Source organism: Nguyenibacter vanlangensis, from assembly GCF_013376155.1.
GTDB lineage: Bacteria > Pseudomonadota > Alphaproteobacteria > Acetobacterales > Acetobacteraceae > Gluconacetobacter > Gluconacetobacter vanlangensis.
In genome coordinates this window covers 1-10,512 of sequence record NZ_JABXXP010000052.1, presented here as the reverse complement: position 1 = coordinate 10,512, position 10,512 = coordinate 1, and the positions used below count along the sequence as shown (strand labels likewise).

General features: G+C 66.0%; 10 protein-coding genes and 1 pseudogene. 7 read left to right on the top strand and 4 right to left on the bottom strand.

Annotated elements, in window-relative coordinates; all coding sequences use genetic code 11:
- The 5 genes and pseudogenes from HUK84_RS23110 to HUK84_RS05360 form a co-directional block, all read left to right on the top strand.
- Positions 1-273 (top strand): annotated as a pseudogene (locus tag HUK84_RS23110) (hypothetical protein); the annotation flags it as partial.
- On the top strand, positions 266-2,665 hold the full coding sequence (locus tag HUK84_RS05375) for a phosphoketolase family protein (protein ID WP_246285421.1): 2,400 nt from the start codon (positions 266-268) through the stop codon (positions 2,663-2,665). The pseudogene HUK84_RS23110 and the gene HUK84_RS05375, both read left to right, overlap by 8 nt.
- 78 nt (positions 2,666-2,743) lie before the next feature.
- Positions 2,744-3,091, top strand: coding sequence for a DUF3147 family protein (locus HUK84_RS05370; RefSeq protein ID WP_176639352.1), 348 nt, complete (start codon positions 2,744-2,746; stop codon positions 3,089-3,091).
- Positions 3,092-3,200: 109 nt separating this feature from the next.
- A complete protein-coding gene (locus HUK84_RS05365; RefSeq protein WP_176639351.1) occupies positions 3,201-3,488 on the top strand; it encodes a CopG family ribbon-helix-helix protein in 288 nt (95 codons plus the stop codon).
- Positions 3,485-3,766, top strand: a complete 282-nt coding sequence (locus HUK84_RS05360) for a type II toxin-antitoxin system RelE/ParE family toxin (RefSeq protein WP_176639350.1) — start codon at positions 3,485-3,487, stop codon at positions 3,764-3,766. The genes HUK84_RS05365 and HUK84_RS05360 overlap by 4 nt, the downstream gene beginning before the upstream one ends.
- A 168-nt stretch (positions 3,767-3,934) precedes the next feature.
- Here HUK84_RS05360 and HUK84_RS05355 read toward each other — a convergent pair whose 3' ends face one another.
- The 3 genes from HUK84_RS05355 to purU form a co-directional block, all read right to left on the bottom strand.
- The gene (locus HUK84_RS05355; protein ID WP_176639349.1) at positions 3,935-4,828 is read right to left on the bottom strand and encodes a DMT family transporter; all 894 of its coding nucleotides are present in this window, start codon (positions 4,826-4,828) and stop codon (positions 3,935-3,937) included.
- A 162-nt stretch (positions 4,829-4,990) separates the two neighbouring features.
- The gene (locus HUK84_RS05350) at positions 4,991-7,087 is read right to left on the bottom strand and encodes a putative bifunctional diguanylate cyclase/phosphodiesterase (protein ID WP_176639348.1); all 2,097 of its coding nucleotides are present in this window, start codon (positions 7,085-7,087) and stop codon (positions 4,991-4,993) included.
- Between the two features lie 338 nt (positions 7,088-7,425).
- On the bottom strand, positions 7,426-8,307 hold the full coding sequence (gene purU, locus HUK84_RS05345) for a formyltetrahydrofolate deformylase (RefSeq protein WP_176639347.1): 882 nt from the start codon (positions 8,305-8,307) through the stop codon (positions 7,426-7,428).
- A gap of 186 nt (positions 8,308-8,493) precedes the next feature.
- Here purU and HUK84_RS05340 point away from each other — a divergent pair, with 186 nt between their 5' ends.
- Positions 8,494-9,000 (top strand): DUF2721 domain-containing protein, encoded by a 507-nt coding sequence (locus tag HUK84_RS05340; RefSeq protein WP_246285419.1) that lies wholly within the window; start codon positions 8,494-8,496, stop codon positions 8,998-9,000.
- 266 nt (positions 9,001-9,266) lie between these two features.
- Positions 9,267-9,398 (top strand): hypothetical protein, encoded by a 132-nt coding sequence (locus HUK84_RS23505; protein ID WP_281362735.1) that lies wholly within the window; start codon positions 9,267-9,269, stop codon positions 9,396-9,398.
- A 33-nt stretch (positions 9,399-9,431) separates the two neighbouring features.
- Here HUK84_RS23505 and HUK84_RS05335 read toward each other — a convergent pair.
- A partial coding sequence (locus HUK84_RS05335; protein ID WP_176639345.1) for a glycosyl transferase occupies positions 9,432-10,512 on the bottom strand: 1,081 nt, incomplete at its 5' end.

The window sequence follows — 10,512 nt, the reverse complement described above, 5'->3', positions numbered from 1 at the left end:
CTGGGCTGGCTGGGGCTGCGGCTGGACGGCGCGGCCAACGCGGCGCACGCCCCGCTGATCAGCAGCCCGGACAGCGCGATCGAGGTGCGCGTCATCCCCACCGACGAGGAAAGCGTGATCCGTCGCGATGTCGCGGATTGCCTGGGCGGGATGTCCGGCCACGGCGCGGACGAGGCCCCTGCCCCCGGTTTCCAAAGGCCCGGTTCCGAAGGGCCCGATGCCGAAAGGCCCATTGCCGAAAGGCCAAGTTTCGAAAGGAACGACGATGAGTGAGACAACGATGCGTGACGCGAAGGCGAGCGAGACGGGGACGGGCGGTCCCCTGTCGGCGGCGGAGATCGCGCTGTTCGACCGCTGGTGGCGGGCGGCGAACTATCTGTCGGTCGGGCAGATCTATCTGCTGGCCAATCCGCTGCTGCGCGAGCCGCTGACGCTGGACCATACCAAGCCGCGCCTGCTGGGCCATTGGGGCACCACGCCGGGGCTGAATTTCCTGTATCTGCACCTGAACCGGATCATCCGCCAGCGCGACAGCAGCGTGCTGTTCATCGCCGGGCCCGGCCATGGCGCGCCCGGCGTGGTGGCCAGCACCTATCTGGAAGGTACGTACAGCGAATATTTCCCCGAAGTGTCGCAGGACCTGGCGGGACTGGGGCGGCTGCTGAAGCAATTTTCCTTCCCCGGGGGGATTCCCAGCCATGCGGCGGCGACCACGCCTGGCTCGATCCATGAAGGGGGGGAGCTGGGCTATTCCCTGTCGCATGCCTATGGCGCGGCGTTCGACAATCCGGACCTGGTCGTCGCCTGCGTGATCGGCGACGGCGAGGCCGAGACGGGGCCGCTGGCGACGTCGTGGCACGGCAACAAGTTCCTGGACCCGCGGACCGACGGCGCGGTGCTGCCGATCCTGCACCTGAACGGCTACAAGATCGCCAACCCGACCGTGCTGGCGCGCATTCCGCACGAGGAGCTGGATGCGCTGCTGCGCGGCTATGGCTATGCGCCGATCTTCGTCGAGGGGCACGAGCCCGCGCCGATGCACCAGAAGATGGCGGCGGCGATGGACCTGGCGTTCGACCGGATCGCCGCCATCCAGAAGGCGGCGCGCCAGCAGGGCCGGACCGAGCGCCCGGCCTGGCCGATGATCGTGCTGCGCAGCCCCAAGGGCTGGACCGGGCCCAAGGAGATCGACGGGCTGCGCACCGAGGGCTATTGGCGGTCGCACCAGGTGCCGTTTTCGGACCTGACCAAGCCCGGGCACCTGGAGGCGCTGGAGCGCTGGCTGCGCGGTTACCGGCCCGAGGAGCTGTTCGACGAGAACGGCCGGCTGTTCGCCGACATCGCGGCGCTGGCACCCGTCGGCGAGCGGCGGATGAGCGCCAACCCGCATGCCAATGGCGGGCAGTTGAAGCGCCCGCTGAAACTGCCGGACATCACCCGCTATGCCGTGCCGGTGACGGTGCCGGGCGGGGATCTCGGCGAGGCCACGCGCGTGCTGGGCGACTGGTTGCGCGACGTGATGCGCGAGAACCTGCCGGCGCGGAATTTCCGCGTGCTGTCGCCGGACGAGAACAATTCCAACCGGCTGAACGCGGTGCTGGACGCGACCGGCCGCGCCTGGAACGCCGAACGGTACGACTACGACGACCATCTGGCCCGGGACGGGCATGTGATGGAGATCCTGAGCGAGCATACCTGCCAGGGCTGGCTGGAGGGCTATCTGCTGACCGGGCGCCATGGGTTCATGTCGTGCTACGAGGCGTTCATCCACATCGTCGATTCGATGGTGAACCAGCATGCGAAATGGCTGAAATCGGCCAAGGAGGTGCCGTGGCGCCGCGCGATCGCATCGCTGAACTATCTGCTGACGTCGCATGTCTGGCGGCAGGACCATAACGGGTTCAGCCACCAGGACCCCGGCTTCATCGACCATGTCATCAACAAGAAGGCGGACATCGTGCGGGTCTATCTGCCGCCCGATGCCAATACGCTGCTGTGCACCGCGGCGCATTGCCTGCAGAGCTGGGACCGCATCAACGTCATCGTGGCCGGCAAGCAGCCCGAGCCGCAATGGCTGAGCATGGAGGAGGCGATCCGCCATTGCAGCGCGGGGATCGGCATCTGGGAATGGGCCAGCAACGACAAGGGCAGCGTGCCCGACGTGGTGATGGCCTGTGCCGGGGACGTGCCGACCCTGGAGACGCTGGCCGCCGTCAAGCTGCTGCGGGAGCACGCGCCGGACCTGAAGGTGCGGGTGGTCAATGTCGTGGACCTGATGACCCTGGAATCGGACGGCCAGCACCCGCATGGGCTGCCGGATTCCGCCTTCGACGCGCTGTTCACGCCGGACAGGCCGGTGGTCTTCGCCTTCCATGGTTATCCGCAACTGATTCACAAGCTGATCTACCGGCGCGCGAATGCCCGCAATTTCCATGTCCACGGCTTTCGCGAGGAAGGATCGACGACCACGCCGTTCGACATGGTGGTGCGCAACCGGCTGGACCGGTTCCACCTGGTGTCCAACGTCATCGACCGCGTGCCGGGCTTGGCAACCAGGGCGGCCTATGCCAAGCAGGCGATCCGCGACAAGCTGGTCGATCATGAGCGCTATATCGCCGAATATGGCCGCGACATGCCCGAGATCGAGGGCTGGCGCTGGGCATAGCAGGCCCTGACCAGCCCGCGCGGCGCCGCCGTTAACCGCAGGACGGCGGCATGCGGTGCGAGGGTGGAAAAGGCCGTGATGTTCTTCGTTCTGAAGGCGGTGATGTCCGGGATTCTGATCGCGGCGGTCTCGACGATCGCGCGGCGTTATCCTGGGCTGGGAGCGCTGGTGGCGTCCCTGCCGCTGATTTCCGTGTTCGGCATGATCTGGCTGTGGCTGGAGACGCATGACCCGGCGCGGATGGAGGCGCATGTCGGCGCGACCTTCTGGTATGTCATTCCGTCCCTGCCGATGTTCCTGCTGATTCCGTGGATGATGCGCCACGGCGTGTCCTTCGCCCTGTCGCTGGGCGCCGGCTGCGGCCTGACGGTCGGGCTGTATCTGGTGATGGTGTGGTTCAGCCAGCGGATGGGCGTGAGCCTGTAGAGTGGAGCATCTTCACACGATCGGGTGACCGGCCGGCCGAACGATCGCGCTTGAAGACGGGTCAGGCCATCCCTTAATATTCGTTATGAACGCCAACTAAGAGGGTGGCATGAGCGACAAGCCTTCAGCGGGAAAGCAGGTGGTCAGCGTGCAAATGCCCGCTGATCTGGTGGACGCAATGGATCGCTATGGGGAATCCATCGAACGACCCCGGTCATGGGTCATGCGGGAGGCCGTAGCGTCCTACCTTGCCTATGAGGCAGAAAAGGACAGGGCAACACGCAGGGCCCTGGCCGACGTGGATGCCGGCCGGCTGGTCAGCGCCGAAGCCGTCAAGGCATGGGCTGACGGTCTCGACAAGGGGACCCCTCTGCCGCTGCCGAAACCAGGGCAGTGAAATACCAATGGACAGCCAAGGCCGTATCCGATCTTCAGACGCTGACCGCAGATTTTGAGCATCCGGACGCCGCCGCGCGTGTGATGCGGCGGCTGGCGGCTGCGCCGGACGTGCTGATGCAGTTTCCCCGCATGGGGGCGCTCCTTCCTGGATTCGCTCCGCGCGAGGTCAGACGATTCATCGTGGATGATTACGAAATTCGCTATGAAGTGACCCAGGAAGCCCTTTTCATCACTGACGTTTTCCATACGCGCCAGGATCGAGAGACCTTCCATTAAAGGTCATATCGCCAGCAACTGACGGGTCACGGCGTCCAGAAAAGGACCAGCCGCTTGGAGGTGCCGGGGGCTGCGACCCCCTGCCGGGCCCGGGCAGAGCCCGGCCTGTCTTTCCGGCGGTCCAATGTTCGAGCGGATCGATATGCGTCCACCCGATCGCGATCCGTTCTAGACAGTGCCGCGCCGGAGCAGCCGGTCGGCGCGGGCGAAGGTGACCAGGTTGCCCAGCAGGATCAGGGCGATGCCCAGGGTCATGTTGGCGGTCCAGCGCGTGCCCTCGCACGCGACCGAGATGATGAGGGCGACGGCGGGGGAGAGGATCGTTGTATAGGCCGCGCGGTCGGCGCCGATGCGGTGCACCAGGTGCAGATAGGCCAGGAACGCGACCACCGACCCCGGCAAGGCGAGATAGAGCAGGGCCGCGATCCAGGCCGCGTCGGCCGGGGCCGCGAAGCCGTGCCCCGTGGCCAGCAGGCGGACCGCCAGGAACAGGCAACCCCAGAGCATGCCGCGAAACACCGCGTTGGGCAGGTCGGTCCCCGCCGCCGCCGCGCGGCGCGACAGCATGTTGCCGCAGGAGAACAGGAAGGTGCCGAACAGCGCGAGCCCAGCCCCGCGCGCATCGATGCCCCCATGGCCCATGCCTCCTTGGCCCACGCCGGTCATGACGGCGACGCCCAGGATGGCGACGCAGCCGCCCGCCATGCCGCGCCCGTCGGGACGCCGGCGGAAGAACAGCCACTGGTTGAGCGTGTTGAACAGGGTGGCCATGCTGAAGATGACCGAGACCATGCCGCTGGACAGCAGGGTTTCGGCATCGTAGATCGCCAGGAAATTGCCCGAGAACATGCACGCCCCCATCGGGGCCAGCCAGCCATGCAACCGCGCCGGCACCCGGCGCAGCCGCCCCGACAGCGCCAGCCAGGCCCCCATCGTCAGCGCGGCGATCAGGAAGCGCCAGAAGATCGCCACGTCCGGCCGGGTCGCGCCGACCTGGACATGGATGGCGAACCATGTCGTGCCCCAGATCAGCACCACCGCCAGGAATAATGCGGCCAGCATTTGGGTTTTCTCCTTGTCCGGATGGGGGTTTCGTTCTTTTTTGAAAAAAAGAACCAAAAAACTTTTGGACGTTTTCGGAGATTTTTGCAGAGTGAGCAAAAAATCTCATAAAGAATCAGGGTTTTTTCTTTCCTTTCGGAAGATGGAGGATAAAGGAAGAGGTCAATCCGTCTGGTCCAGAAGGGGCTGGATGTCGGCGGCCGGGCATGGGCGGCTGATGAAATAGCCCTGGATTTCCGGGCAATTCACCCGCCTGAGGTAATCGAACTGTTCGCGCGTTTCCACGCCTTCGGCGGTGGCGATCACGTTCAGGCTGCTGCACAGGCCGGTGATCGCCCGCACGATCGCCGCCCCGTCGCCGCTGCCGTCGCCCAGGTTGCGCACGAAGCTGCGGTCGATCTTGATGCGGGTGAAGGGCAGGCTGTTGAGGAAGCTGAGCGAGGAATAGCCGGTGCCGAAATCGTCGAGCGCGATCTGGACCCCCATGTCGCGCAGGCGGCGCAGGATGCGGGCCGCGCGGGGCACGTCGTCGATCATCGCGGTTTCGGTAACTTCCAGTTCCAGCCTGCAGGCATCGAGCCCCGAACGGCGCAGCGCGCCGGCCACGCTTTCGATCAGCCCGTCATGGCGGAACTGGGCGGCCGAGACATTGACCGACACGACGATATGCCGGGGCCAGGCGGTCGCCTGGCGGCAGGCGGCATCGAGCGTCCAGATGCCGATATCGTAGATCAGGCCCATGCTTTCGGCCGCCGGGATGAAAGCGCCGGGCGCCAGCAGGCCGCGGGTCGGATGCTGCCAGCGGATCAGGGCCTCGACCCCCACGATGCGGTTGCTGTCGACATTGAGGACCGGCTGGTAGAACAGCACGAATTCATGATGCGCCAGCGCGCGCTGCAGGTCGCGTTCGAGATCCATGCGCTGTTGGCGCAGGCGGTCCATGGCGGGTTCGTAGAAGCGGATGCCGTCACCCGAACGATCCTTGGCGTGCTGCAGGGCGATGTCGGCGTTCCACATCAGCGTACCGCAATCGGTGCCGTCGCCGGGGAAGCGGACGATGCCGATGCCCACGCCGACCGTGACCTCGTGCCCCAGGACCGACATCGGGCGCGACAGCACCAGGCGCAGGTGCCGGGCCTGGTCCAGCAGGGCGGATTCGGACAGGTTCGCGATGAGCACGAGCGCGAACTTGTTGCCGCGGATATGGGCCGCGATGTCGGACGGGTTCATCACCCGGCGGACGCGGTCGGCGACGACGCGCAGCAGATCGTCGCCGGCGGCGTGGCCCATCGTGTTGTTGATGCGCTTGAAGCCGAACAGGTCGAAATAGAAGATGGCGAAACCGTCGGGTTCGGTGTGGCACAATGTCCGCAGATGCGTCTGCAGACCCTGGAGATTGGCCAGGCCGGTGACGTCGTCATGATGTTCGAGAAAGCGGGCGCGGCTTTCGGCCCGGCGCAGGTCGGTCACGTCGTGGCAGTGCAGCATCATGCGCCCGTCGGAAAACCCGGTCCAGGACAGGCGTACCGCCCGGCCGAGGCGCTGGATTTCGGCACCGCCCCGAAGCAGTCCCCCCGGCGGGGCGTCATGCGGGAACGTGTCGTTTGCGGTCGCCTCGTCCAAAGGCGCCTTGTCGGGAATCGCCTGGCCCAGAGTCGCCTGAGCCAGAGTCGCCTGCCCCGGGGACGCGCCGCCATGCAGCGTGCCGCCGCCGAGGCTGGAGAGCGAGGCCAGGATGGCGTCGAGCGGCGTTCCGGGCCGGAGCACCATATCCGTCAGGCCGAGGATCTCGGCGAAGCGCGGATTGCAATAATGCAGGCCGCGATCCGCCCCGAACAGGGCGACACCTTCGGAGACATGCGGCAGGATCGATTGTGCCGCCCCATCGGACAGGTCGTCGGATGCCGCGGACATGTCGAAGACCAGCGCGCAGGAGAACGGCGTGTCCGCCGTGCCGGGGACCATGCCGGAAAGGGGCCGGATTTCCACCCGGGCAGGGAAGCGCGCGCCGGTCTTGCGCGCCAGCAGGGTGGTCCGGATGTCGGCCGGCGACGGCGCGCCGTCCGACGAGAGGGGAAACAGCGCGGCGAACGGGCGGCCGAGCATGTCGGACGCGCTGTAGCCCATCAGCCGTTCGGCGTCGGGGCCCCAACCGGCGACCTGACCGGACGCATCAAGAACGCAGACGAAATGATCGAGCGACGGCGCGGCGTCCGGCCTGGAGCGGGACGCGCGCGGCGTGTCGGTCAGCGCCGCCATAAGCGGCCATCTGTCAGGACCCAGCCGGCCAGTGAAGACAATATTCCTGCTCCGCGATCCGCCGGCGCTGGACCGTCATGGTCCGGAACGATCCCTCCGCGGGACCGGACCGCCGCCGGTAAAGACCGAGCGCGAGTCTAGTGTCCTGATTCCGAAATTCGCAAGCGAATTTTGGAATCGAAAGGACACTAGAATCAATATTTTAGTGGCCTGCTGATCCGAGAAATTCTCATAAGAATTTCTCGGGCAGGACACTAGGAAGTCCATGCGCCAAGTCAATATGGCTTCATCCGGCACGGCGCAGGTCGGTGCGATAAAGAAACGTTGCCGGCGAGGGGTCAGTCGCCGAAGACCACGGTCTTGTGGCCGTTGAGGATCACCCGGTCATCGAGATGGTAGCGCACGGCGCGGGCCAGCACGCGGCGTTCGATGTCGCGGCCCTTGCGCACCAGGTCGTCGGGCGTGTCGAAATGGCTGACCCGTTCGACGTCCTGTTCGATGATCGGGCCTTCGTCCAGGTCGGCGGTGACGTAATGGGCGGTGGCGCCGATCAGCTTGACGCCCCTGGCATGGGCCTGGTGATAGGGGCGCGCGCCCTTGAACCCCGGCAGGAAGGAATGGTGGATGTTGATGCACTGTCCCGACAGGCGCGCCGACAGCGAATCGGACAGGACCTGCATGTAGCGGGCAAGCACCACCAGTTCGGAATTGGTCTGCTGGACCAGGGACCACAGGCGTTCTTCCTGCGCGGCCTTGGTGTCCTGGGCGACGGGCAGGTAATGGAAGGGGATGTCGCCCATGTCGATATGGGCATAGGTGTCGCGCGGGTGGTTCGCGACGATGGCGGTGGGGGTCATCGGCAGTTCGCCGATGCGCCAGCGATAGAGCAGGTCGACCAGGCAATGGTCGAATTTCGACACCATCAGCAGGACCCGGCGGCGCTGGGCGCGGTCATGCAATGTCCAACTGATGCGGAAGCGCGCGGCCACCGCGTCCAGCCGGGCGCGCAGCCATTCGGTGCGTTCGGCGTCGGCGCGGCAGGAGAAGACGACGCGCATGAAGAACAGGCCGGTTTCGACGTCGTCGAACTGCTGGGCCTCGGTGATGTTGCCGTCGGCCTCGAAGAGCGTGGTGGCGATGGCCGCCACGATGCCCGGCCGGTTGGGGCAGGACAGCGTCAGCGTATAGGTCGCCAGCAGGCTGGCCGGGTCTTGGGTCATGTCGGGCAATCGTTTGAGCGCGTGAGGATACTCGACAAAATAATAACATAAAGCGTTTCCGCCGAACACCGGTTCGGCGAAGACGCCCTGTGTGGCGGACCGGGAACTCGACCCTGCCGGCAGCACATTGACGGGTGGGGCCAGGATTGCATCATGCGGCTTTACCCGCCACGGAAAGACCCTGCCTTGTCCCCTTTTCCCGGATTGCTGCCCGATGAGCCGGTCGACAGCGTCGCGCACCTGATCCAGACCGCCCTGACCCCGATCTTCATGCTGTCGGGGATCGGGACGCTGCTGAACCTGTTCAACACGCGGCTGGCCCGCGTGTCGGACCATATCGAAAAGGCCACCGACGCCCTGAAGGCGGCCGCGAACCGGGCCGAGCGGCTGCATCTGCACCGGCACCTGACGCATCTGCACCGCCGGACGCTGCTGCTGGATGCGTCGATCCTGCTGGGGGCGGTCGGCGGCGCATCGACCTGTGGCGCGGCCTTCGTGCTGTTTCTGGGCAGTCTGCGCGATTCCGCGGTGGCGTCGTGGCTGGTGATGATGTTCGCGCTGGCGCTGGCCTGCACCGTGGGCGCGCTGGCGACCTTCCTGTGCGACAGCCTGGTGGCCTGGCACGGGCTGCGCGTCAGCACGTCGTGGGCACGCAAGGCACGATTTTCGGTTAAAACGCCGAAAGGTCAATAAATGTGCAGATTGCATATTTATTGACCATCTTTATCCGATGATCGCCATGTCGGGGGAGCCGGCGCCCAAACGGTCATCAGCGGGACGTGCCAAGCCGCTTGTTCAGCAGGGAAAATAAAGTTGGTCCTGTTCAAAGAGTAATCAGACTATTCGTTTAGAGATTACTATGCGTTTTCCTGTTATCAGACCCCAAGTTCTTTTGTGTTGCGTGTAGACGGGATTCCGTGTTGGTTCCGCCCGCAATCAAATCCAAGGGAATTCGGATAATGTTTATTCAGGAAATCGGTAACCTGGTCGCCAGCTCGATGCATTTTGCGTCGTTCGTGCAACTGGTCGCCTTTCTGCCCGCCGTCGCCGCGCTGATGCTGGCCACCGCGATGTCGGACCGCGTGGCCTGAGGCGACGCGCCCCGAAGGGCGGTCGGCGGCGATTCAGGGGGTCGCCGGCCCGAACAGCCCGATATCGAGATGTTTGCCGGTCGAGTAGTTGAGACCGGCGACGCGGCCGAATTCGGTCACGTCCAGCCCGTCCTGGCGCAGCCGGGCGCGGAAGGCGGGTTCGTCCCGGCGATCGACCAGGGCAAGGCCGCAGGCGCGGTTGTCGCGCAGCAGGTCGGCCGCGCCGGCGGGGCCGACCAGGGCGGTATTCTGCCCGACCAGGAAGACCAGGCTGGGTTCGGAAAACGAGGCGGACGCCACGATCGTATCCGGGCATGGCCGGTAGTCGTCGACCAGGGCGGCGAGGCGGGGGCTGAGCCAGATCGCCTGCAGGTTGGGGATGACGGTCAGGAACAGGCCGACATGGATGATCGCCGCCGCCGCGATGGATGTCATGGCGGCGCGCAGTACGTGGCCGCCGATCACGAACCAGGCGGCGGCCACCACCAGCGGCAGCGCCCCCACCGGCACGATCAGCGCCGCCGGCACCACCTGGTGCTGCAGGCGCCACAGCAGGACGGGACCGGCCAGCGACAGGGCCACCCCGATGGCGAACCACAGCCCGCCATAGACCGCCAGCACGATTTTGCCCCAGCGCGCCGCCGGCCATGACCAGCGATGCGGCATGGCCATGATCGCGGCCGCCGTCAGCAGGGCGATGGCCGGATAGGCCGGCAGCACGTAATGCGGCAGCTTGGTCGCGATGGCTTCGAACACCAGCCAGTGCGGCACGATCCAGCAGAGCAGGAACCGCACGGAAGGCGTGCGCCGCCGCGCCCAGACATAAGGCAGCGCCATGGCCGCGAAGAGCGAACCCGGCCAGAAGGCGATGGCGAAGACGGCCAGATGATAGCCGGGCGGCAGGCCGTGCGCCTGCTGGCCCGAGGCGACCTTGCCCAGGAAATTGTTGCCCACCGCGCGGGTGAAGAAATCGCCGTGGCTGACGACGCCGATGGCGATGCACCACGGCAGCACGATCGCCAGCATCAGCGCCCAGCCCCAGGCGGGGCGCAGCCGGCGCCACCAGTCGGTCCGCCGCTCGACCAGCGCCAGGGCCAGCGGCGTGCCGAAGCCG

Coding starts and splice junctions, on each gene's coding strand:
- HUK84_RS23505 (WP_281362735.1), top strand. CDS start 9,267: ATGTTTATTCAGGAAATCGGTAACCTGGTCGCCAGCTCGATGCATTTT.
- HUK84_RS05375 (WP_246285421.1), top strand. CDS start 266: ATGAGTGAGACAACGATGCGTGACGCGAAGGCGAGCGAGACGGGGACG.
- HUK84_RS05370 (WP_176639352.1), top strand. CDS start 2,744: ATGTTCTTCGTTCTGAAGGCGGTGATGTCCGGGATTCTGATCGCGGCG.
- purU (WP_176639347.1), bottom strand. CDS start 8,307: ATGACCCAAGACCCGGCCAGCCTGCTGGCGACCTATACGCTGACGCTG.
- HUK84_RS05355 (WP_176639349.1), bottom strand. CDS start 4,828: ATGCTGGCCGCATTATTCCTGGCGGTGGTGCTGATCTGGGGCACGACA.
- HUK84_RS05365 (WP_176639351.1), top strand. CDS start 3,201: ATGAGCGACAAGCCTTCAGCGGGAAAGCAGGTGGTCAGCGTGCAAATG.
- HUK84_RS05350 (WP_176639348.1), bottom strand. CDS start 7,087: ATGGCGGCGCTGACCGACACGCCGCGCGCGTCCCGCTCCAGGCCGGAC.